The organism is Exiguobacterium sp. s39 (assembly GCF_018618925.1).
Classification (GTDB): Bacteria; Bacillota; Bacilli; order Exiguobacteriales; family Exiguobacteriaceae; genus Exiguobacterium_A; species Exiguobacterium_A abrahamii.
Genome location: NZ_JACSNA010000001.1, coordinates 1,586,383 through 1,610,359, shown reverse-complemented (window position 1 = coordinate 1,610,359; position 23,977 = coordinate 1,586,383). Strand labels below are relative to the sequence as shown.

22 protein-coding genes are annotated in these 23,977 nt (G+C 47.1%); 18 read left to right on the top strand and 4 right to left on the bottom strand.

Translation table 11 applies throughout. The annotated features are described in order from the left end of the window. Positions 1-27: 27 nt before the first annotated feature. A complete protein-coding gene (locus KNQ11_RS08485) occupies positions 28-1,233 on the top strand; it encodes a glycoside hydrolase family protein (RefSeq protein WP_214723784.1) in 1,206 nt (401 codons plus the stop codon). Between the two features lie 51 nt (positions 1,234-1,284). Here the strand turns inward: KNQ11_RS08485 and KNQ11_RS08480 are convergent, their stop codons facing one another. Then, positions 1,285-2,754 (bottom strand): catalase, encoded by a 1,470-nt coding sequence (locus KNQ11_RS08480; protein WP_023469017.1) that lies wholly within the window; start codon positions 2,752-2,754, stop codon positions 1,285-1,287. Positions 2,755-3,188: 434 nt separating this feature from the next. Between KNQ11_RS08480 and infC the strand changes: the two genes are divergently transcribed. The 8 genes from infC to pheT all read left to right on the top strand — a co-directional run bounded on the left by infC (position 3,189) and on the right by pheT (position 10,534). Beyond that, positions 3,189-3,719 carry a translation initiation factor IF-3 gene (gene infC / locus KNQ11_RS08475; protein ID WP_029342318.1) on the top strand — a complete coding sequence of 177 codons (531 nt, stop codon included), beginning with the start codon at positions 3,189-3,191 and terminating at the stop codon, positions 3,717-3,719. Positions 3,720-3,746: 27 nt separating this feature from the next. Further along, complete coding sequence (gene rpmI / locus KNQ11_RS08470; RefSeq protein WP_023469015.1) at positions 3,747-3,941, top strand: 50S ribosomal protein L35; 195 nt, start codon at positions 3,747-3,749, stop codon at positions 3,939-3,941. A 37-nt stretch (positions 3,942-3,978) separates the two neighbouring features. Continuing rightward, on the top strand, positions 3,979-4,338 hold the full coding sequence (gene rplT, locus KNQ11_RS08465; RefSeq protein WP_012371057.1) for a 50S ribosomal protein L20: 360 nt from the start codon (positions 3,979-3,981) through the stop codon (positions 4,336-4,338). Between the two features lie 118 nt (positions 4,339-4,456). Continuing rightward, a complete protein-coding gene (locus KNQ11_RS08460) occupies positions 4,457-4,939 on the top strand; it encodes a dUTP diphosphatase (protein ID WP_023469014.1) in 483 nt (160 codons plus the stop codon). 12 nt (positions 4,940-4,951) lie between these two features. Further along, the gene (locus KNQ11_RS08455) at positions 4,952-6,034 is read left to right on the top strand and encodes a M42 family metallopeptidase (protein WP_064299521.1); all 1,083 of its coding nucleotides are present in this window, start codon (positions 4,952-4,954) and stop codon (positions 6,032-6,034) included. After that, positions 6,009-6,794 (top strand): TrmH family RNA methyltransferase, encoded by a 786-nt coding sequence (locus tag KNQ11_RS08450; RefSeq protein ID WP_369792088.1) that lies wholly within the window; start codon positions 6,009-6,011, stop codon positions 6,792-6,794. Before KNQ11_RS08455 ends, KNQ11_RS08450 begins: the two co-directional genes overlap by 26 nt. 308 nt (positions 6,795-7,102) lie before the next feature. Next, on the top strand, positions 7,103-8,125 hold the full coding sequence (pheS, locus tag KNQ11_RS08445; RefSeq protein WP_035396564.1) for a phenylalanine--tRNA ligase subunit alpha: 1,023 nt from the start codon (positions 7,103-7,105) through the stop codon (positions 8,123-8,125). 12 nt (positions 8,126-8,137) lie between these two features. Continuing rightward, a complete protein-coding gene (pheT, locus tag KNQ11_RS08440) occupies positions 8,138-10,534 on the top strand; it encodes a phenylalanine--tRNA ligase subunit beta (protein ID WP_149427702.1) in 2,397 nt (798 codons plus the stop codon). A 65-nt stretch (positions 10,535-10,599) separates the two neighbouring features. On the opposite strand, the gene KNQ11_RS08435 is transcribed toward pheT, so the two are convergent. Together KNQ11_RS08435 and KNQ11_RS08430 are read right to left on the bottom strand one after the other, a co-directional pair. Beyond that, positions 10,600-11,787 (bottom strand): MFS transporter, encoded by a 1,188-nt coding sequence (locus tag KNQ11_RS08435; RefSeq protein ID WP_149427701.1) that lies wholly within the window; start codon positions 11,785-11,787, stop codon positions 10,600-10,602. Further along, a complete protein-coding gene (locus tag KNQ11_RS08430; RefSeq protein ID WP_023469008.1) occupies positions 11,784-12,212 on the bottom strand; it encodes a MarR family winged helix-turn-helix transcriptional regulator in 429 nt (142 codons plus the stop codon). The genes KNQ11_RS08435 and KNQ11_RS08430 overlap by 4 nt, the downstream gene beginning before the upstream one ends. 258 nt (positions 12,213-12,470) lie before the next feature. Between KNQ11_RS08430 and KNQ11_RS08425 the strand changes: the two genes are divergently transcribed. After that, entirely contained in the window at positions 12,471-13,937 is a 1,467-nt protein-coding gene (locus KNQ11_RS08425) for a UDP-N-acetylmuramoyl-L-alanyl-D-glutamate--2,6-diaminopimelate ligase (protein WP_149427700.1), read from the top strand. Positions 13,938-13,960: 23 nt separating this feature from the next. Here KNQ11_RS08425 and rnhC read toward each other — a convergent pair whose 3' ends face one another. Beyond that, a complete protein-coding gene (gene rnhC / locus KNQ11_RS08420; RefSeq protein ID WP_149427699.1) occupies positions 13,961-14,881 on the bottom strand; it encodes a ribonuclease HIII in 921 nt (306 codons plus the stop codon). A 120-nt stretch (positions 14,882-15,001) separates the two neighbouring features. Between rnhC and zapA the strand changes: the two genes are divergently transcribed. The 8 genes from zapA to KNQ11_RS08380 all read left to right on the top strand — a co-directional run bounded on the left by zapA (position 15,002) and on the right by KNQ11_RS08380 (position 23,941). Then, entirely contained in the window at positions 15,002-15,238 is a 237-nt protein-coding gene (zapA, locus tag KNQ11_RS08415; protein ID WP_029342308.1) for a cell division protein ZapA, read from the top strand. A gap of 3 nt (positions 15,239-15,241) precedes the next feature. Beyond that, positions 15,242-15,790 (top strand): CvpA family protein, encoded by a 549-nt coding sequence (locus KNQ11_RS08410; RefSeq protein ID WP_050677637.1) that lies wholly within the window; start codon positions 15,242-15,244, stop codon positions 15,788-15,790. Positions 15,791-15,836: 46 nt separating this feature from the next. Further along, on the top strand, positions 15,837-17,552 hold the full coding sequence (polX, locus tag KNQ11_RS08405; RefSeq protein WP_214771085.1) for a DNA polymerase/3'-5' exonuclease PolX: 1,716 nt from the start codon (positions 15,837-15,839) through the stop codon (positions 17,550-17,552). Continuing rightward, the gene (locus KNQ11_RS08400) at positions 17,553-19,919 is read left to right on the top strand and encodes an endonuclease MutS2 (RefSeq protein ID WP_214771082.1); all 2,367 of its coding nucleotides are present in this window, start codon (positions 17,553-17,555) and stop codon (positions 19,917-19,919) included. It begins immediately after the preceding gene. Positions 19,920-19,929: 10 nt separating this feature from the next. Then, entirely contained in the window at positions 19,930-20,337 is a 408-nt protein-coding gene (locus KNQ11_RS08395) for a DUF350 domain-containing protein (protein ID WP_023469001.1), read from the top strand. Between the two features lie 185 nt (positions 20,338-20,522). Then, positions 20,523-21,419, top strand: coding sequence for a YitT family protein (locus KNQ11_RS08390; RefSeq protein WP_050677634.1), 897 nt, complete (start codon positions 20,523-20,525; stop codon positions 21,417-21,419). Positions 21,420-21,617: 198 nt separating this feature from the next. Beyond that, positions 21,618-23,291 (top strand): AMP-binding protein, encoded by a 1,674-nt coding sequence (locus KNQ11_RS08385; RefSeq protein WP_050677633.1) that lies wholly within the window; start codon positions 21,618-21,620, stop codon positions 23,289-23,291. A gap of 71 nt (positions 23,292-23,362) precedes the next feature. Beyond that, positions 23,363-23,941 carry a fatty acid metabolism transcriptional regulator FadR gene (locus KNQ11_RS08380; protein WP_050677632.1) on the top strand — a complete coding sequence of 193 codons (579 nt, stop codon included), beginning with the start codon at positions 23,363-23,365 and terminating at the stop codon, positions 23,939-23,941. Positions 23,942-23,977: the final 36 nt, after the last annotated feature.

Below are 23,977 nucleotides of genomic sequence, written 5' to 3'. Positions count from 1 at the left end.
TGAAGGATGGGAAGGAAGTTACAAAAAATGAAACAGACGACTCTTGCTGTTCTCATCACCTCTTCATTGGTAATCGGTATTCATCCGGGTGAAGCGGATGCGGCGACGACTAAAAAGACGTACCGGATCACACCAAAAACAGAAGCGATTGACCCGACGATTCGTAAATATACGACTTATAACGCAAAGACGCGCAACCATTATACGATGCGCTCTTATTTGGAACGTCTTGAAAAAGAGGGGGGCGGGACACTCGTCTTGACGAAAGGAACATATCTGTCTCCACTACGTGTCGGTATTCCGTCCAATACGACGGTGATCTTGGAAGATGGCGTCATCATCAAGAAGACGACGGAGACAGGAACGACGAAGATTAGTTCAACGACCAGTGTATTTGATCTTGTTGCTCCATCCGTATTGCGTTTGAACAAAAAGGTCGGAAAGTATGATGGCTCACAAAACGTTAAAATCATCGGAAAAGGGAATGCACAAATCGACTTGAATCGATATACGCGTGGTTCAGCGTTCGCTATTGCTCATAATCAAAACTTGTATATTGGTGGCATCACAGTACGGAATCAAAAGGGTTCACATGCAATGGAACTTGATGCGACGAAAAAGGCAGTCATCGAAAACATGAAATTCGTCGACGCCGTCATGATACCGAATACAGGTCCGAATGAATCGATTAATCTCGATACACCAGACCCAATCACAAAGGGGTTCAACTGGAAGTGGTCGAAACAAGATGGAACTCCGAATGCAGATATCACGATTCGCAATAACCTGTTTCGTAACATCAACGTGGCAATTGGCACACATCAATATACAGAAAATCGATTACACACGAATGTGCGGATCGAAAAAAATACGATTGATGGAACAAAGGATTATGCGATTTCGATGATGAACTGGAAGAATCCAACGGTCCGTTATAATACGATTCGAAACGTGCACCGGGCGGATGGAAAAGCGATGACGATTCTCGGTAGAGGAGTTGTCGGAGGAACGATTCGCTACAATCGATTTGAAGACGCAGATCGGGCGATTCAAATGCAACCGTTCCAAAGCAATGGCTATGCTCCGATCTATAATACGTTCACGGCAGAGCAAAAACGTTATATGCAACAAAATACAGTCAAGCAGGTTGGCCTCGATCAAATCGTCTTATTCAAGAAACTTAATGAGTTCACGTACAAGACGGCAGAACGCTACGATTTCATTCCATACTAAGACACAAAAAAGCACCCAAGACTAGCGTCGAGGGTGCTTGTGTCTGTCATATTACGAACGCATTTGTTGCAAGAACGGTTCGATATCGACTTGAAGCGCTTCTGATAGTTTCTGACCGAGTGAAGCATCAGCACGGTAGAAGTTGCAGATTGCGAGCAAGACTGTGTTCTCATGGCGAACCTGCTCGAGATCATTGACGAGGTTCTTCAGAAGAGCTGCTTGCTCGTCTTCTGTCAAACGACGGTATACTTCGCCGGCTTGACCGAAGTTGTTCGTCTTCTCGATTTCGAGACGACCGTGTTTATCATCAAGTAACGGCTGGTTTTCTTCCGTATACTCTGGTGTTTCTTTTGGTTCTTCTTGATAACGGTTTGGTTCGTAGTTCACCGGACTCGTTTGCTGACCGACTGGCATTGCACCATCACGTTGGTAGTTGTTCACTTGTGCGAACGGACAGTTGATCGGAAGTTGTTGGTAGTTCGTTCCGATACGGTAGCGTTGTGTGTCTGAGTAAGAGAACAGACGACCTTGTAACAACTTATCTTCAGATGGTAACATCCCTGGAATCAAGACACCTGGGTTGAAGCCGACAGATTCTGTTTCAGCGAAGTAGTTGTCGACGTTTTTGTTCAATGTCATCGTACCGACGTGTTGGAACGGAATGACATCTTCAAACCAATCTTTTGTCGCGTCAAGCGGATCGAAATCGAACTGATCGACGTCAGCTGGATCGAGTACCTGTACGAACAGATCCCATTCCGGATAATCTCCGTCTTCAATCGCTTGGAACGTATCGTTTGAAGCGTGGTTAAAGTCTTTTCCTTGAATTTCCGTTGCTTCTTCTGCTGAGAGGTTATGAATACCAGCTTTCGGTACCCAGCGTAGTTTGACGTAAACCGTATTGCCATGAGCGTTCACCCATTTGAATGAGTGGACGGAAGAACCACGCATTTTACGGTAGCTTGCAGGAATGCCTTCATCCGTAAAGAGATGCATGAGCATGTTCGTCGATTCCGGACGAAGTGTCATGAAATCCCAATAACGGTCAGGATCTTGAATGTTCGTGCGCGGATCTGGTTTAAGCGAGTGCACCATATCCGGGAACTTCATTGCGTCACGAATGAAGAAGACAGGAAGATTGTTCCCGACGAAATCCCAGTTTCCTTCTTCTGTGTAGAATTTGACAGAGAACCCACGTGGATCGCGGAGCGTCTCTGGAGAATGCGTGCCGTGAATAACAGTCGAGAAGCGGGCAAAGACAGGAACTTCTGTCCCTTCTTCTTGTAAAAACGCTGCTTTCGTGTACTTTTTCATTGAGTTTTTGACAGTGAAGACACCGTGAGCACCAAATCCACGAGCGTGTACGACGCGCTCAGGTACACGTTCCCGGTCGAAATGGGCCATCTTTTCAATTAATTGATAGTCTTCTAATAACGTTGGTCCGCGACGTCCAGCCGTACGTGAATTCTGGTTGTCTCCGATTGGTACACCTTGATTGGTCGTTAATCGTTTTTCAGTCATCTGTTATTCTCCCCCTTATGTAAGATTAAATTGATTATAAAACAATAATCATTCTAAATAAACAATTTTGCTTGCGAATGTTCTGAATCTTTTTTTCCATGTTAAGAGTGTACCCGTGAAAAACAGGTTAGAAACTTCTTGCTTATCCGTCAAAGGATTGCTATTATAATCAAGTATGTGAGCAACGTTCTGTAAGAACATAGAAAGCGGCTTGACATCACGGGAAAACAAGTGCTATGATAGCAAAGTGAAATGACAACAAAGCAGAAGCATCCCGCTTCTCACCATGTATGACGACTCGTACTGGTTCATCATGAAGATACGCAACGTGTAGCGACTGCTATGCTTTGACGTTCCTTATGAGTGTGGGCGGGAAGAACTGCCGACGCTTTTTTTATAGCGTTTTCTATCATTCATTTTTCGTGCAATGCACGATGGAGGTGCTAACCATTAGCAAAGATCTGTTAATCAATGAAAGCATCCGTGCCCGGGAAGTTCGTCTTATCGGAGCGGATGGTGCTCAACTAGGTGTCCAATCACGCAACGAAGCGCTACGTCTCGCAGAGGAAGCGGAACTTGACCTCGTCATGGTCGCTCCACAAGCGACGCCGCCAGTTTGTAAGATCATGGACTACGGTAAATACCGTTTCGAGATGCAAAAGAAGGACAAAGAAACTCGGAAGAATCAGAAAGTGATTCAGATGAAAGAAGTTCGTCTTAGCCCGACGATCGAGGAGAACGACTTCCAAACGAAATTCCGTAATGCGAAGAAATTCTTGGAGAATGGTAACAAAGTGAAAGCGAGCATTCGTTTCCGCGGTCGTGCCATCACTCACTCGGAAATCGGTAAACGCGTTCTCGAACGCCTCGCAACGGATTTAAGTGAGTTCGGTGTTGTGGAACAGAGACCGAAGATGGAAGGACGCAGCATGTTCCTCGTGCTTGCTCCTAAGAAAGAAGACTAATCGAATCGAAGTAGGAGGGAATCTCTCATGCCTAAAATGAAATCGCACCGCGGTGCTTCTAAACGTTTCAAACGTACTGCTTCTGGCAAATTGAAACGTGGTCGTGCTTACACAAGCCACTTGTTCGGTAACAAATCAACAAAAGCGAAACGTAAATTACGTAAAGCTAGCATGGTATCTACGGGTGACTTCAAACGCATCCGTCACATGATCGCGAAGTAATTTATCCAATCGTATACAGATTTAGGAGGGAATTTATATGCCACGCGTAAAAGGCGGATATACGACTCGTCAACGTCGTAAAAAACAACTCAAATTAGCTAAGGGCTACTACGGCTCGAAACATACACTCTTCAAGGTTGCGAAACAGCAAGTCATGAAATCTCTCATGTACGCTTACCGTGACCGTCGTCAAAAGAAACGTGACTTCCGTCGCCTCTGGATCACTCGGATCAATGCGGCAGCACGTATCAACGGTCTTTCTTACAGCCGCATGATGCATGGTCTTAAATTAGCAGGTATCGACGTTAACCGTAAGATGCTCGCTGACCTCGCAGTTACAGATGCAACTGCATTTGCTTCACTTGCTGACACAGCAAAAGCAAAATTGAACGCTTAAGTTCTACAATTCGTCGGGGAATTTAATTCTCCGACGTTTTTTTCGATTTAATGATAAAATAAGAAGGCACGTCGATGAGACGGTCATATGATTTTTTTAGATAGAAGGAGAATTAAAGATGGATTGGTTGACACTTTTTGAGATGCAAGAACAGTTGGATAAACGGATTCAGTCAGAACATCAATTGACAGGCAATCAATTCGACGAGCGTCTGCTCGCCTTATTGGTCGAACTCGGTGAACTTGCGAACGAGACACGTTGCTTTAAGTTCTGGTCGAAGAAGGGACCATCCGCTCAAGTCACAATTCTTGAGGAATATGTCGATGGCGTCCATTTTCTACTCTCACTAGGTCTAGCACTTGATTACAAGAAAAGTCATTTTACTGAAGGTGACTTCTATTTGACAGCAACAGATGCTTTTTTAGACGTCTATAACAAAACGAACGTCTTTGCGATCTCGCGGACGGAACAAAGTTATGATGTTCTGATTGGTGCATACCTTGCATTAGGTGCTACACTAGGCTTTACACAGGATATGATTTTCAAGGCTTACATTTCTAAAAATGAAGCAAACCATGTGCGACAAGACAACGGTTACTAAGGAGGAAATCAGATGAACGAACAATTACATATGCTAAAACGTCTCACGGACGCAACAGGTGTACCGGGAAACGAAAAAGAAGTCCGGAGCCTCATGCGTGAATATTTAGAACCTCATGCAGAAGCATTCCACCAAGATGGTCTCGGTAGTCTCTTTGCTGAACATAAAGGCGCAGGCGAAGATGCACCACGTGTATTGATTGCGGGTCACATGGATGAAGTCGGATTCATGGTCACGAAGATTGATGAAAAAGGATTCCTTCGTTTCCAACCACTCGGCGGTTGGTGGGGTCAGGTCCTCTTGGCACAGCGTATGAATATTGTGACGTCATCTGGTGAAGTCATTCCAGGTGTAATCGGTGCAAAACCACCTCATGTTTTACCACCGGAAGCGCGCAATAAGCCGGTCGACATTAAAGACATGTTCATCGATATCGGTGCTTCATCAAAAGAAGAAGTCGACGGTTGGGGAATTCGTCCGGGTGATACGGTCGTTCCACATTGCGAATTTACTGTGATGAAAAATGAGAACTTCTTGATGGCAAAAGCGTGGGACAACCGGATTGGTTGTGCCATCGCAATCGAAGCAATCAAACGCTTAAAAGCAGATGGACATCCGAACACGATTTTCGCAGGCGCGACTGTTCAGGAAGAAGTCGGATTACGTGGGGCTCAAACTGTCGCGCACCTGCTCAAACCATCAATCGCCTTTGCTGTCGATACAGGTATCCCGGGTGACACGCCAGGAATGACCGATCGTGAAGCATTGTCGAAATTAGGTGAAGGCGTTCAAGTCATCATGTTCGATGCGTCGATGATCGCACATCGTGGATTGATCGATTTCGTGACGAAAGTCGCAACAGAAGAAAATATCAAGTATCAACTGGACTTAACACCAGGTGGCGGAACGGATGCAGCGAAGTTCCACTTATCGAATACAGGTGTTCCATCACTTGCATTGACTGTACCGATTCGTTACCTGCACACGAATGTCTCAATCATGCATAAAGCCGATTTCGAAGCAGCCGTCGATCTAGTCGTTGCTGTGACAAAACGTCTGGATGCGGAGACTGTCCAAGCGATCTACGAGGGGTAATAAAACAATGAAGCACATCGCATCAGCAAAGAACGAAATCGTTAAACAATGGAAAAAACTCTTAACGAAAAAAGGACGTCTGCAGACGAACCGTTTCTTAATTGAAGGAGAACACTTGATTGAAGAAGCTGTTCGCGCTGGAATCGTCAAGGAATTGATCGTGCGTGAATCGTATCAAGTACCCGGTTCTTGGAAACGAAATGCCGATGTCTTTACGATTGATGATGCCGTCATCAAAGTACTGGCTGAGACTGAAACGTCGCAAGGCATCTTCGCTGTCTGTGAGATGAAACAAGCTTCGGCGCAATTAGAACGAGGACGCTATTTGTTGCTCGATCGTCTGCAAGATCCAGGGAACGTCGGGACGATGATTCGGACAGCTGACGCAGCTGGATTCGATGGTGTCGTCGTCGGACCGGGAACAGTTGACGTCTATAACGGAAAAGTCATCCGTGCGACGCAAGGATCGCTGTTCCATCTACCGGTTATCTCCATGCCGCTCGAAGAGGCAGTCAATGCACTGCACGAGCAAGGAATTGCGGTAATTGGCACGGCGTTAGAAGGAGCGACGTCTTATCAAACGATCGCACCGATGGATGCACTCGGTTTGATCATCGGGAACGAAGCACAAGGCGTTGCGCCAGAATTGCTCTCTTATTGTGATGAGCGTGCCTACATCCCGATTCGTGGTAAAGCGGAGTCATTGAATGCGGCAGTAGCGGCTGGCATTTTGCTTTATCATTTTGCAAGCGTGGATTGAAACCGACAAGCGTTCATGCTAAAGTGAACATCAGGAATACATCATGGACGTTGATGGAACAGAGTACGTTAGGGAACGATTCAATCAGGGAGAAGCGGTCGTAGACTGAAAACTGCTTCGTGAATCTGCTAACCGAATTCACTCCGGAGTCGCACGAGAGATCGTGACGGGATGCGCCCGTTATCGCGCAATTGGAGGACTTTTCGATTGAAAAGTCAAACAAGGGTGGTACCACGGTGTTTACATCGTCCCTTCGGCATTTGCCGGAGGGACGTTTTTTTATATCTTCAACTAAAGGAGTGGGAAAGATGCGCGAGCAATTAGAAGCATTACGCGATGAAGCGTTGACATTAGTCGATCAGGCAACAACACAAAAAGATCTCAATGACGTCCGAGTCAAGTATCTCGGGAAAAAGGGACCAATCACAGAAGTATTACGAGGAATGGGAAAGTTATCAGCGGAAGAACGACCAGTCGTCGGTGAGATCGCTAATACGGTCCGTCAAGCGATCCAGGAGCAATTGGAACAACGTCTGACAGCTGTCAAACAACAAGAAATGGATGCGAAACTGGCAGCGGAAGCAATTGACGTCACGTTACCAGGACGTCCGAAAAAGGTCGGTCATGCGCACCTCTTGCAACAGGTGACGGATGAGATCGAAGACATCTTCGTCGGACTCGGTTATACGATTGCCGAAGGTCCAGAAGTCGAGCAAGATCTGTTCAACTTCGAGATGTTGAATTTACCGAAGGATCACCCGGCACGTGACATGCAAGACTCGTTCTATATCACGGAAGAAATTTTGATGCGAACGCATACGTCACCGGTCCAAGCACGGACGATGCTCGCTTCGAAAGGAGAACCGATCCGCATTCTCTGCCCAGGTAAAGTCTATCGTCGAGACGAAGATGATGCGACACATTCGCACCAATTCATGCAAGTCGAAGGACTCGTCGTCGGAGAATCGATTTCGATGGCAGACTTAAAAGGAACGCTTGAAGCCTTCGCGAAGCAGATGTTCGGTGAAGCACGTGAAGTCCGCTTACGCCCAAGTTTCTTCCCGTTCACGGAGCCGTCCGTCGAAGTCGACGTCTCGTGCTTCAAATGTGGCGGTAAAGGATGTAACATCTGTAAACAGACGGGATGGATTGAAATTCTGGGCGCTGGAATGGTTCACCCTCACGTTCTCGAAATGGCCGAATATGATAGCACGAAAATGTCAGGTTTCGCATTCGGAATGGGTATCGAACGGATTGCCATGTTGAAATACGGTGTCGATGATATTCGCCACTTCTATACGAATGACGTTCGCTTCAGCGAACAGTTTTAAGGGGGAACGCAGATGTTAGTCTCAAAACAATGGTTGAACGAATATGTGGATGTCAGTCACACATCAGGACAAGATTTGGCTGATTTGATTACAAAGAGCGGAATCGAAGTCGAAGGCGTAGATGTCCGGGATGAAGCGTTGAACAACATCGTCGTCGGACGTGTATTAACGAAAGAAAAACATCCAGAAGCAGATAAATTGAATGTCACGACGGTCGACATCGGGCAAGACGAACCGGTCCAAATCGTGTGTGGTGCACCGAACGTCGAAGCCGGACAAGATGTCATCGTCGCACGCGTCGGAGCTCGCCTGCCAGGTATTAAAATCAAACGTGCCAAATTGCGAGGTGTCGTCTCAGAAGGGATGATCTGTTCACTCGAAGAACTCGGATTCGAAAAGAAATATATCCGAGAAGATGAGCAGGACGGGATCCATACGTTCCGTGAACCAGTCACACCAGGACAAGACGTTTTGGAGTTACTCGGTCTACGTGATGAAATCCTCGAGCTTGGATTAACGCCGAACCGTTCGGACTGCCTCAGCATGTATGGTGTCGCACACGAAGTGGCGGCGCTTTACGATACGACACCGACTTTCCCGGTCGTTGAAGTCAACGAAGCAGAAACTGCGACGGCAGTCGACGTGACGCTTGATTCAGAGGACTGCCCGTTCTACGCGGCACGAGAAATTCAAGGCGTGACGATTCAAGAGTCACCGACTTGGTTAAAAAACCGCTTGATTGCGAACGGCATTCGTCCGATCAACAACGTCGTCGACGTTACGAACTTCGTCTTACTCGAGACAGGTCAACCGCTTCATTCATTTGATGCTGAAAAACTCGGAAAACGGATCGTCGTGCGTCAAGCGCACGCAGGAGAGTCGTTCACGACGCTCGACGAAGTAGAGCGGACGCTCGATTCTTCGATGCTGGTCATCACTGACGGTGAACACCCGGTCGCGCTTGCTGGTGTCATGGGTGGAGCGAATACCGAAGTCGATGAAAACACGACATCGATCATTTTAGAATCAGCTTACTTCGCACCGATTTCCGTCCGGAAGACGAGCCGTGTTCTTGGACTTCGCTCGGACTCGAGTGCCCGTTTCGAAAAGGGCGTTGATCCACGTCGTGTCTTGTTAGCACTCGATCGGGCTGCAACTTTGATTGCTGAACTCTCGGGTGGAACGGTTCAGGCTGGTGTCGCTCAAGCTGGAACGCTCGAGCTTGACGATCACTTGATTGAAGCGAGTGTCTCGTACATCAATCACCGTCTTGGTATGGAGATCGAAGGAACGGTCATGCAAACGTTACTCGAACGTCTTGGTCTCGGTGTTGAATTATCGGGTGATGCCTTGACAGTCAGCGTACCGACTCGCCGCCAAGACTTGAAAATTCCAGCTGATTTAGCGGAAGAAGTCGCTCGTCTCTACGGATATGATGCACTGACTTCAAGCTTACCGTCTGAAGCGAGCCGTGGCTTCTTACCAAAACGGAACATTCACCGTCGTCATTTACGCCGGACATTGCAGGGAGCAGGTCTTTCGCAAGCCATCACGTATTCATTGACGAGCGAACAACGCGCGATGCAATTCAATGAACGAGAAGATTTGCATCCGGTCAAACTGGCGATGCCAATCAGTGAAGCACGTTCGACACTGCGGACGTCACTCATTCCGGGACTCCTTGAAGTCGCGCAGCATAATGTCGCACGACAGCATGCCGATGTCGCGTTTTATGAACTCGGCAGTGTTTATCTGCAACGGGATGCGTCACTTGAGACACTCCCGATTGAACAAGAAATGATCGGTGGCGTCGCAGTCGGTGTGTCAGAACAACACCGTGCGCACGGAACGCTCGTCAAAACAGATTTCTTCGTCATGAAAGGAATCGTCGAGACACTCGCTTCTGCAGTCGGTATCACGTTGACGTTCGAGGCAGCGAGCATTCCATCGATGCACCCAGGACGGACGGCGCGCATTTTGCTTGACGGAGAAGCGATCGGATTCGTCGGTCAAGTGCATCCTGGTCTGTCAAAAGAACAGTATGGTCTAAAAGAAGTGTACGTCTTTGAATTAGAGGCGATGGCACTACGTTCGAAAGAAGAGCAGGTCTACTCGGAAATCTCACGTTTCCCATCAATGACACGCGACTTAGCAATCGTCGTCGAGCGATCAGTGACGGCGCAATCCATCATCGATGTCATGACGGAAGCAGCCGGTCCACTTCTTAAGACGATCGAATTGTTCGATGTCTACACGGGTGAGAACGTCGGAGAGAATGAAAAATCATTTGCTTTCTCCCTCCGTTATCAAAACAAAGAACGGACGTTAGTCGATGAAGAAATCACGACAGCGCAACAGCGAGTCGTAGATGCAGTGAAAGAAACGTTCAATGCGGAACTTCGCGCATAATCAGGATAAACAAACAGCCGCTTTCCTTTCAGAGGAAGGCGGCTGTTTTTCGTTTGACGACAGATTCAAGAAGCAAGTTCTTCTGTTTCAGATGAAGCAGCTTGTCGTTTCGTAAAGGTGAAATACAGTAGACCACTTACGAGAACAATCAGACTACAGGACAAGAACATATTGGAATAGCCGATACCGCTTGCGACCGTAGCAAGAATCAAGGCACCGATTCCAAAACCTGTGTCATAAGCAAGGAAAAAGGTCGAGATGGCTTTTCCTTTCTGTGCGGGAGGTGCGAAGTTCAAGAGAACGGTTTGAAGACCAGGGAAGATAGAAGCAGAACCGACTCCAATAATGACGGCTGCAAGCAATAAACCAGCCAATGAAGGATACATGCCGAGAATGACAAAGCCCATCATATAAAGAACATACGATGGCAACAACACGAATGCAGCTCCTCGCTGGTCGAACAGTTTTCCAGCAATCGGTCGAATCGCGACCATCCCGAGAGCCACTAGCGCATAAAAATAAGAAGCATATGCGATATGACCGATCGAGTCCGTGTACAGTGAAATGAACGCAGATGTACTAGAGATCGCAACGCCTGCCAACAGAGTCGCCACCAACAAAAGCGGACGCGATAAGAAGAGAGACTGACTTAAACGAAACGCGGACGTGCTTGGGATATGTTGACTCGTCAGTGGCAGACGCGTCATTAACAAGAAGGAGATGATCGCTAGGGCGGCAACCGTCACGAAGTAAAGAATGAATGCTTTTTCCTGGATGAAGGTTAGACCGATGACGGGACCAAGGACGGATGCCAAGTTCATCGATAGGACGAAATAGCCCATCCCTTCTCCTTGACGTGTCTTTGGAATCAATGTCGTAACGGCGAGACTAATTGAAGAAGATAGCATCCCGAAACTAAAGCCATGGATGACACGGATGACGATTAAATAGAAGAATGATTCCAGTGGTAAGACAAGCAAGTAGCAGAGGCTCATTAATGCAAAGAGACTTGCAGAGACCATTAAGACACGCTTTAAATCATAACGATCTAACCAGTGACCAATCAGTGGACGAGAACAGACGGTTGCCAGGATGAAGCTCGTCACAATCCATCCGAGGGCTGAAGCGGAGACCGGAAACTGCTTAGCAGCGAGTAGTGGAAGTGAGGCATTGAGTAGATAAAACGTGATGAAGAGCAATAGGTTAATGATCAGCGTCATGACGTAATGACGCGAGAATAACCGAGCGATCATGAAGATTCCTCCTGTCGATGTAGAGTAAGTAGGTGCGTCATCCACTCACCGAGCTGTTGCTGATCGGTAAGGGAGAAGGAGGCGAGTAAGCGTTGGTGGGTCTCTTGGACCGCAGCATCGATTTGGTCGAACCGTTCAATGGCTAGAGGTGTCAATGAGACAAAGTGTGTTCGTCCTTCTTTTATCCGAGTGATGAAACCAAGCGTCTCAAGACGTGAGACGGTTTTCGTCACAGCTGGTTTTTCAATGATTAGATAATCGGCCAGTTGGACTTGTGAAACAGGTTGTAGTAATGCAACTGCTTTTATTAGTGCCCATTGACCCGTATGTAACGAGTAGGGAAGCAAGGTAGCATCAATCTCTCGTTTTACGAGACGTGAGACTTTTGATAGTTGTCCGAGTACATCTTCTTGTGTATAGAGCATCCTATTTCTCCTTTTAGTTAACTAGTTAACTTTAAGAGTGTATCAAAGCTGATTAAGAGGTGCAAGGGAAGAAACGCTCATTTCATGCATTGAAGAGAATAATTTTCTAGCATGATAAAAGATTAAGCAAGTCTTAAAGCGGGTATGTTCCGTAAAAGAGTATTTGATTTACTTGAAACAATGGATACGACTGTTTATGTGATCGGTTGACTAATTCATCTTGACATAGAGAAGAGACAAAGAAGGGAAGAGTACATCATGAATCGACTAGCGAAGCTCCTGACTGAACTATTACCATTCACTATAAAGGAAGCAATCAATCCACTCATCACGAATATCGCAACCGATTCGCGACAAATCAGACCTGGCGGATTATTCATCTGTATCAACGGCTACACGGTTGATGGTCACGATTATATCAATCAGGCAATCCAAAACGGTGCTGTGGCGATTTTAGCTGAACGATCGTTTCCGGATTGCCCGGTTCCCGTCATTACTGTGCCGGATACGAAACGACTTGCAGGTCAAGTCGCGAATCGCTTTTACAATCAACCGAGTCAAAAGATGCGTGTATACGGTGTAACCGGAACGAATGGAAAAACGACGACGACGAAATTGGCGTATGATCTCTTTCGAGCAACAGGTATAAAAGCCGGCATGATCAGCACGGTCGGTGCACGAATTGATGAGGAACTCATTGAGACGCCGAATACGACGCCTGAAGCCATCATCTTACATCGACTGTTGTATGAAATGGTTGAAAAAGGCGTGACTGATTGCATCATTGAAGTGTCTTCTCACGCATTAGCCGAAGGTCGAGTCGAGGGAGTGTCTTTCCACTCGGCAGCATTTACGAACCTGACGCATGATCATCTGGATTACCATCATTCAATGGAGGATTACGCCAAGACGAAAGCTTTGTTGTTTCAACAAGTTGCTACGTCAAATGGTCGGACCATCGTCTTGAATCGAGAAGATGGTTGGAGTCGCGTCATGCGAGAAGCTGCGCCTTTACAACCCGTCATCTGGTATACGACGCAACCACACCGGACGTCACAGATCGCGGTCGAGTGGTTGACGGACACCGTCAATGTGCGGATCGACGAGACGACGACGCGTGTGCCGACAGCTTTACTAGGTGAATTCAATGCAGCGAATTTAGCGGCGGCGATGGGATTGTTGCGGGCAGGCGATGCCAATCTCTATACCTTGATTCGTCATATTCCAGAACTGGAATTGCCGAAAGGACGACTCGAACGACTGGACTGGGCACCTTGTGAGATTTATATCGATTATGCCCATACACCGGATGGTCTAGAAAAATGTTTACAGGCACTCACTTCTTCCGGAGAGTCGCTATCGGTCGTTTTAAGTGCAGCTGGAGAGCGTGATCGAACGAAACGAGCGGAGATGGGGCGGATCGCAAGCAAATATTGTGAACACATCATCGCAACGGTCCATGATGCGAGGACAGAGAATCCGGATCGAATCATCGAAGAGCTAATCGTTGATATTCCACGTGAACATTTAGTAGGTTGTCATACGTCCCGTCATGAAGCGCTCGTACAAGCAGCGCATCTGGCGCACGAAGGGAAACGAATCGTCATTGTCGGGAAAGGTCATGATGAGGTAGAACGAATCGGTACAAAAACGATTCCTTTTAATGAAAAACATATACTTCTTGCGGAATTAGAACGACTGTCTGAAGGGGAGTCCGTCATTTAAAAAAACCGACCATTCCGTTAAGGTCATGGTCGGTTTCGTTTCGTGGCTAGTTGTTGTGCCTTTTTCGTATTCGCAAAATGGGCTTTCGTCCAGTCACGAAGTTTGTCAGCTCCATAACGTAAGATCAGTGAAGCGGCGACTTGATCCACTTTAGCACCAGCACCTTTCGGAATGACGACACCTGTTGTCTCGCTCAACTTGTCCATCTCCTTCAAAAAGATGGCGCGAGCGATGATGGATGAGGCAGCGACGGCGACATGGAGTTGTTCCGCCTTGGTCGAGAAGTAGACATTTTCTCGAACGGGATTGACGACACCAGACAAGTGTTTGTAGTAAACAGTCTTTTCAGCGAACTGATCAATCAAAATCGCTTCTGGTTTCGTCTCCAGTTGGTCAAGAAGTCGCTCGAGTACATCATTATGCATCAGGGCAGTCATCTTTCCTTGTGTCATCGTTCGTTGCATCTGATTGTATTCTGGATTGTGTAGGATACGATATGTGTACGGAATGACAGCATGGAGATCGCGAGCAATCCGACGAATCTCGGTATCGTTCAGATGTTTGGAGTCTCGAACACCGAGTTCGTGAAGAAGTGCAATCTGCTTTCGATCAACGAAGGAAGCGACGACGACGAGTGGACCGAAGAAATCGCCTTTTCCGACTTCGTCACTGCCAGCGACGGACCATTCCGAGAAACCATTTGGTAACGTTGAAACAAGTGGTTCCTTCGATTTAGTCGGTGTAGCCGTACCGAAGCGTGAAGCGATGGTTTCAGCTTCCGTTCCTTGAAACATCACTTTTCCAGAATTGTAAATCGTGATGACACATCCAGGTACTTTAGCGGCGAAGCGGGCATACGGTGGACTCTTCGTCTGTCCTTGTTTAAACTCTTGTATGACGAGGTCTTGCTTTTCTTTAGATAAGCGTAAAACGGTAGTTCCCACGAGATAACCTCCCTTTCCGGGATTAAGCATACCATCCTTAAGACCGATGGGGGACTTCTTTTCCTAAAACGAAAATGATGGTACTATATGAAAGAAGCAAAGTATGAGGAGGACAGAAAAATGGCTGATTCAGAAGGGTTGAACCGGACGACGATTCATATCGCAGGCAATGATTATACGATTGTCGGAACGGAGTCGCCAGAACACGTACGCGAAGTGGGTCTCCTCGTCGATACGAAAATTCGAGAAATCCGAGAACAAGCACCACAACTCGACGTTCGTCAAATCGCCGTCCTAGCGGCGCTTAATATTGGTAGTGATTACGTAAAAATAAAAAAGAATTTGGGTGAACTATAAACTATGATTTCTTTCGTTATCTTATTACTTCTCGCCTTAGGCGTCATGACGGGTGTCCGACGGGGAGTCGTATTGCAGGCCGGGCATTTGCTCAGCCTGATCATTTCCTTCATCGTCGCCTTGTCGTTTTATGAAGAATTGGCGACGAAATTCCGTTTGTGGGTACCGTATCCGTCGACACTAGATGATGCGGGAATCGACTTGACGATGTTCGCAATTCCAAGTTCAGCACGACTCGATGAGGTGTTCTACAAAGCCTTTTGGTTCGTCGTCCTGTTCTTCGGTACAAAAATCATCTTAGCAATCTTGTTGTCGATGTTTGATTCGTTGACGAACATTCCGATTTTAAAACAAGTCAAAGGATTATTAGGTGGCGTCTTCGGCTTTATCGAGATGTACATCTTCATTTTCTTACTCTTGTTCCTCGCAGCATTCGTTCCGATTCAGTCGATACAGGATGCGATCGCAGACTCGAGTTTGGCAAGCTTCATCATCCAACATACACCGCTCCTTGCGAATTGGCTGATGGACAAAGTTGGATTGATAAAATAAACATGCTCCCGTTAAATGGGAGCTTTTTTTGAGGGGAGAATTGCACATGCGTACGATTCAAGATGCAATGCGTCACTTAGAACGAATCTCAGTCTATCTAGAGGTTAAAGGGGAAAATCCGTTTAAGATCAATGCTTTCCGAAAAGCAGCAAGTATCCTCGAGGCATCCGATGCTGACTTCATGGCAATCGACGATTTCACGGCGATGAAGGGGATTGGTAAAGGAACGGCTGCTGTTCTTGAGGAGTACCGGGAAACGGGAACGAGTACGGCACTGACGGAACTCGAACAAGAAGTACCGGAAGGACTGATTGCTTTACTGAAGATCCCAGGTCTTGGTGGGAAGAAACTTGCTAAATTGCATGAAGTCGGCGTCATTGATGCGGATTCCTTTGCAGAGAAATTAGCGGATGGTACAGTCGAAGCGATGCCTGGATTCGGTAAGAAGACGGTCGAAAAGTACGTCAAAGCGCTCGAAACGTTTGAAACACGACCAGAACGATTACCGTATGGTGTCATGCGGAAGGTCGTTGCGGAATTAAATCAGACCCTTGCGTCGTTCGATGAAATCATTCGCTTCGAAGTTGGTGGAAGCTTCCGCCGAGCAGAAGAGACGTGCAAGGATCTTGATTTCATCCTCTCGACGAACGAACCGGAACGGATCAAGGAGCAACTCTTGGAACTGTCGCTCATCGATGAAGTCATCGCTGCCGGCAGCACGAAAGTATCACTCGTCTTAAAACGAGACGTCCATTATATCGCGGTTGATTTCCGAATCGTCGATGACGCGGCGTACGCATCCACATTACATCACTTCACGGGTTCGAAGGATCACAATGTCCGGATGCGTCAGCTCGCCAAAGAACGGGGAGAGAGCATTTCTGAATATGGCGTTGAAACCGAGCAAGGATTAGTACAGCCGAAGACGGAAGAAGAATTGTTTGCGCGGTACGACTTACCGTTCATCGCACCTGAATTACGAGCAGGGCGTCAAGAGTTCGAGCAGGATTTGTCACACCTTTTAACGGAACAGGATATTCAAGCAGATGTGCACATGCATACGACATGGTCAGATGGAACATTATCTGTTGAAGAACTAGTCGATGCGTGTGCTGCACGAGGGTATACATGGATGGCGATCACCGACCATAGTAAGTATATGAAGTTCGTCAATGGATTGACGGAAGAGCGTCTACGTGCGCAACGGGTCGAAATCGAAGCAGCACGCAAGAAACATCCCGAGATGACGATTTTATGTGGCGTCGAGATGGATATCTTGCCTGATGGGTCGCTCGATTATGCAGATGATTTCTTAAAAGAGATGGATTACGTCATTGCCTCGATTCATTCGAAATTCGATCAGACGGAAGAAGAGATCATGCAACGGCTTGAGAATGCGTGTCGTAATCCTTACATTTCTCTGATTGCCCATCCGACAGGACGAATCATCGGTAGACGAGAGGGCTATGCCGTTAACGTCGATCGCTTGATCGAACTAGCAGCCGAGACAGGAACAGCGCTTGAGATGAATGCAAACCCTGCACGATTCGATTTGACGGCAAGTTCCCTAGCAAAAGCGAAGGCTGCTGGTGTGAAAATTTTGATCAATACGGATACACACCGACCAGAAATGTTAGAAGATATGAAACTTGGAGTCCTCCATGCACGTAAAGCCTATTTGGAGGCGTCTGATGTCATCAATACGTGGAGCGCTGAAGCAGCACTTGCCTTCTTCGGTCGAAAACGTTTAGGAGTGGATTAAATGAATGCCAACGCATTACGCGTCTTAGAATATGAGAAGTTAAAAGAAAACATGTTATCGTTCACAGCAAGCTCACTTGGAGCACAGTTCGTTCGAGCGATGCATCCAGCGGAAGAGTTCGAGCAGGTCAAGGAATTGTTAGCCGTCACGACGGAAGCAACGACGGTTTACCGATTGCGTGACCGTTACCCGTTCGGTGGATTGACAGATGTCCGCAGTGAAGTGAAACGGGCAGAAATTGGTTCGGTCCTCTCGACGAGTGAACTCTTATCCGTTGCAGACGTCGTCTATTCAGGACGTCAAGTGAAGGCGTTCCAAGAACGATTGCATGAAGATCATCCGGATCTACGATTACCACGACTCGACAGTCGAATCGAACAGATCACGAAGCTCGTTGAGATCGAACAGGGGATTCGCCATGCCATTGACGACCAAGGAACTGTTCAAGATTCGGCAAGTGATAAATTACGAGCGTTACGTAGTCAGTTGCGTTCGCTCGAAGGACAAGTTCGTTCAAAAATCGATAGTGTCTTACGCAGTAAAGCGAAGATGCTGTCTGACGCCATCGTGACGATGCGAAATGATCGCTACTGTGTCCCGGTCAAACAAGAATATCGTCAAGCGTTTGGTGGGATCGTTCATGATCAGTCGGCGTCCGGTGCGACGTTGTTCATCGAACCACAAGCCGTTGTCTCTGCGAACAACGAGATTCAAGAAGCGCGTTTGAAAGAACGGGCGGAAATCGAACGAATCCTTGCCCAATTATCAGCACTTGTCGGGAGTGTCGGCGACTCGCTGCGCATCAACCTCGATGTACTAGCAGAACTTGATTTCATCATGGCGAAAGCGTTGTATGGTCATCAGATCGGAGCGGTCGAACCACGCTTGAATGAAAATCGCCATATCATTCTGAAGGAAGCACGACATCCCTTCATTCCAAAAGAAGAGGTCGTACCGATCACTGTCTCGCTGGGTGGCGATTTTACATCACTCGTCATCACCGGTCCGAACACCGGTGGTAAGACAGTTACTTTAAAGACGATTGGTCTTTTGCAATTGATGGTGCAATCAGGACTATACGTGCCGGCAGCAGATGAGACGGAGCTCAGTGTCTTCGATGCGATTTATGCCGATATCGGAGATGAACAGTCGATTGAACAAAACTTGTCGACGTTCAGCTCGCACATGACGAACATCGTCTCGATGATGGAGAAAATCGATTTCATGAGTTTGGTGCTGTTTGATGAATTAGGAGCGGGAACGGATCCGACAGAAGGGGCTGCCCTAGCGATTGCAATTCTTGATGAAGTGAAACGCCGCGGAGCACGTGTTGCAGCGACGACGCACTATTCGGAATTAAAAGCATACGGCTATAACCGAGAAGGAGTCGTCAACGCGTCGATGGAATTCGATGTCGAATCACTCAGTCCGACGTATCGCTTACTCATCGGTGTACCGGGACGCTCGAACGCGTTCGAAATTTCAAAACGTCTCGGACTTGAAGACCGGATTATCGACGCGGCACGTGGTCAAATCGGTAGTGACGCCCAATCCGTCGAAACGATGATCGAACGACTGGAAGAAGCGAAACAGCGTGCTGAAACGTTAGAGGCTCAGTTGCTAGAAGAGAAGAAACGACTCGTTGCAGAGCGTGAGCAATTCGAGCAAGAACAAGCAGAGATTCAGGAAGAGAAAAATGAGATTCTGGCAAAAGCGGAAGAAAAAGCAGCACGTGCAGTCGAACGTGCCCAAAAAGAGGCTGAAGGCGTCATTAAACGTTTGAAAGAATTGCGTGATGCTGGTGCCGTCAAAGAGCATGAACTGATCGAGGCACGTAAAAAACTTGAAGATGCGAAGCCGAGTCTGCAAGAGAAGCGGATTGCTAAAGTAAAAGCGAAATACGATCAAACGCCACGTTTTGATAAAGGCGAAGAAGTCAAAGTCACGACGTTCAATCAAAAAGGCTATATCATCAACCAACAGGCGAACGGCGAGTACACTGTTCAAGTCGGCATCATGAAGGTGAATGTCAAACCGGAAGATCTCGCGAAGATCGGCAGTACTCCAAAACGTCCTCAAACAAAAGGGCGTTCTGGTGGTACGAGTGTGACGAAACAATCGGCGCCTTCAGCTGAACTGGATTTACGTGGCGTCCGTGTTGAAGAAGGATTATCGAAGCTCGAACGCTTCATGGACCAAGCTTTGTTATCGAACTACGACCACATTCGTGTCATCCATGGTCTGGGTACGGGAGCGATGCGTCAAGGTGTCCAAGAATTCTTGAAAGGTCATCGTCACGTCAAAGGTCACCGCTTAGGTGGTCAAGGTGAAGGCGGACACGGTGTGACGATCATCGAACTGAAATGAGGAAAGCAAGATGAACATTTTTGAGAACGTCTATGTCTATACGACAGCGCTCTATTCGGTCGCGGGATTACTGATCATTTTAGGACTTGCACTTTTTGAGTTGACAACCCGGTATAAAAACTGGGAACATATCAAGAGTGGCAACATCGCCGTTGCGTTAGCAACAGGTGGAAAAATCATCGGACTCGCCAATATCGTTCATTTCGCTGTTCAAGGGGAAGAACGGGTCGGGTCGATATTTCTTGAAAGTGCTTTTGGCTTCTTACTGTTGATATCGACATACTGGATCTTTGAATTCCTGACACCGAATTTGCCGGTAGACCGTGAAATCGAGAACGGCAACATTGCTGTCGGTATCATTTCATGTGCCTTATCGATCGGCATGTCCTACGTCATCGGATCAGCGTTAGTGGGGTGAATCCGTGTTAGAACGTTTAGCGAAAATCATGTTCGGGGTTTCGATCGCCTTTTTGGTCGTCGGTATCCTTTGGATTGTATTTAATTAAAAGAACCGGTCTTACCGTGTGATCATTCCGTACTGACATCGTTTCAGTACGGAATTTTTATTGGAAGCCACGCCTAATCAAAAAAGGAGGAACGCATATGAACGTACGAAAAACATCAACAACGACAGAAACGAGACGCCGTGCTTTTGAGGCGATGCAATTGATTTCTTGGAAGGACATCTTCTGGGTCATCATCGGATCGGCGATTCTCGCCTTTGGAATCAACTACTTTACGATTCCGAACGATTTATCTGAAGGTGGATTGATCGGGATCACGGTCATCTTCTACTATCTCTATGGCTGGGATACGGGACTTGTTTCCCTGATTGCGAACGCCTTGCTGTTCGTCGTCGGTTATCGATTCCTCAGCCGGAAGACGATGCTTTACTCCGTCATCTCGGTCGCCGTCACATCATTTGTCCTCTCCTCAACAGCAAGTCTTGCAACTTCATCAGATAGCCGTTTAATCGGTACGGTCTATGCGGGAATTCTGATTGGTGTTGGGATTGGTCTCGTCATTCGTGCTGGAGGAACGACGGGCGGGGGAGTCATCATCGCTCGACTGATGAATAAATACTTGAATCTCAGTATCGCGGTCTCGATGTTCATCATCGATGTCGCGGTCGTCGGTGCATCAGGATTTCTGTTCGGAGAAGAGACGATGCTATACACGTTGATTGCAATCATCATCGGCTCGTACTTGATTGATCTCGTCAGCGAAGGATTAAATGTCCGCGAAGCGGTCACGATCATCAGTCATCGCCAAGAGGAGATCGCGACGATCCTGACAGAGACACTCGGTCGTAGCGCGACGGTCATCCACAGTCACGGTCATTTCACGAAACAAAAGAATGATATGTTGTATATGATCGTCGATAAACGACAACTGGCACCGTTGAAACAGATCGTCGAAGCAGCGGATCCCCGCGCCTTCGTCGTCATTCATAAAGTGCGCGAAGTCATTGGTGAAGGATTTACGTATCCATCCCGGTGATGTCTATTAAAAAGCAGTGCTTCTTCTTTTTCGGAAACGAGAAAGGGTGGTGCTGCTTTTTTGTATGATGATTTCTAATTGAACGAATCGAAAAAAACAAGCAGATTTGATTTCTTTTTTTGGATTTTACTGGCATGTCGAATTCGATTCAACGTATAATAAAAATGAATAGTAATTCATTATCAGGGAGGGAAACGTATGGAATCCGTTTGGTTATCTGATTATCCCGAGCAAGTACCCGCATCGATTGATTATCGAGAATTACCTCTTTATCAGGCACTCGATGAGGCAGCGACTGATTTTCCAGAACAACGTGCCTTGAGTTTCTTAGGAAAACGTATGACGTTTCGTGAAGTACGTGACGAGGCCCGCGCACTTGGGAGCCTATTACAAGAGCACGGACTAAAAAAAGGGGATCGCGTCGGACTGATGTTACCGAACTGTCCCCAGTATATGATCAGTTATTATGCTGTTCTCTATGCAGGTGGTATCGTCGTCCAAGTGAACCCACTCTATACAGACCGTGAACTTGAACAGATTCTCGTCGATTCAGGAGCACATATGCTCGTGACGCTCGATCTACTCTATCCGAAAGCGTCTCGTGTCAAGGCGTCGACGACACTCAAGACCGTCGTGACGACAAGTATCGCGGATTACCTTCCCTTCCCTAAAAATAAACTCTATCCGATTAAAGCACGGAAAGATAACAACATCATCATTGATACGACAGGTTCGATCCCGTTTTTATCTTTGCGGGGGTATGAACCGATTACACCAGTCGCGATTCAACCGAAGGAGGACGTCGCGGTTCTCCAATATACGGGTGGAACGACAGGCGCTCCAAAAGGTGTCATGTTGACACACTTTAACTTGAGTGCAAACGTCGAACAGATCGACAACTGGTTCTATAAATACAATCGAGGAGATGGACGGAAGCTGTTAGCAGTCGTTCCTTATTTCCATGTCTATGGCATGACGTGTAACCTCAATTTCGGCATATTTAATGCCTATGAACAAATCATCGTTCCGAAATTCGATATCGAACAGGTACTCAAGACGATTCATAAGGAAAAACCGAATCTGTTCCCAGGTGCTCCGACGATGTATGTTGGTCTATTGAATCATCCGAAGCTGAAGAAGTATGATCTCTCTTCGATTGAAGCCTGTATTTCTGGTTCAGCTCCTCTACCAGTCGAAGTGCAGGAAAAATTCGAAGCGCTGACGGGTGGGCGGATCGTTGAAGGATACGGTCTGTCTGAAACGAGTCCGGTGACGCATACGAACTGTATCTGGGATCGTCGGATTCCTGGAACGGTCGGTATTCCGGTACCCGATACGCAAGCGAAAATCGTCCAAGCGGACGGAGAGACACCAGCTGCTCCAGGTGAGATTGGTGAGATTATCGTCACAGGTCCGCAAGTCATGAAAGGATACTGGAAACGACCAGAAGATACGCAAGCTGTTCTGCGAAACGGTTGGTTGCATACGGGAGACCTTGGATATATCGGTGAGGATCATTATTTCCGAATCGTCGATCGGAAAAAAGATTTGATCATTGCTTCTGGATTCAACATTTATCCACGTGAAGTCGAAGAAATCCTATATGAACACCCAGCCGTTAAAGAAGCGGTCGTCATCGGTGTTCCGGATGTCTACCGCGGAGAGACCGTCAAGGCGTTCATCGTCGTCAAGGATGAGATGACGGTCACGGAAGAAGAACTCGATCAATTCTGTCGTAAACAGTTAGCATCGTTCAAAGTGCCGAAGCAGTATGAATTCCGGCAAGAGTTACCGAAGACGTTCGTTGGTAAGATTCTCCGCCGTGTTCTCGTTGAAGAAGAACGTGCCAAACAACTCGAAGAAAGCAGTTGACAGGATAAAATGACATGATAGAATAAATATGAATGAACCATCATTCATTTTATGCGTTAGGAGATAGTGGAATGAAACGAACAATGTCAAAGAGTGACCGCATCATTGATGCCGCCGTAAAAGTCATCGCCAAGAACGGCTACCATGGAGCGAAAGTGACTGCCATCGCAAAGGAAGCCGGGGTTGCGGATGGAACGATCTATCTGTACTTCAAGAATAAAGAACATCTCTTGATTTCGCTATTCCAAGCGAAAATGGGAAGCTTCATCGAATATTCCGAAGGACAAATCGCGAGCCATACATCAGCGACGGAACAATTGGCAGCATTGATCGAGGCACACCTCGAGCAATTATCCGTCGACTATGATTTAGCGGTCGTCACGCAGATTGAGTTGCGTCAATCGAACCAAGACATGCGTCAAAACATCGCTGCCGTCTTAAAGCCGTACTTGCATCTGATTGACCGGGTCGTTAAGCACGGGATGACGACAGGTGAGTTTTCAAACGATCTGGATTATCGATTAGCACGTCAGATGATTTTCGGAACGATCGATGAGGTCGTGACGAGCTGGATGGCAAGTGGATTCAAATATGAGTTGCTTGAGACACGCGACGGGATTCATCGGATGTTGATCAAAGGGCTGAGTTAAGCCCTTTTCATGACAACAACTATGTAAGCGGATACA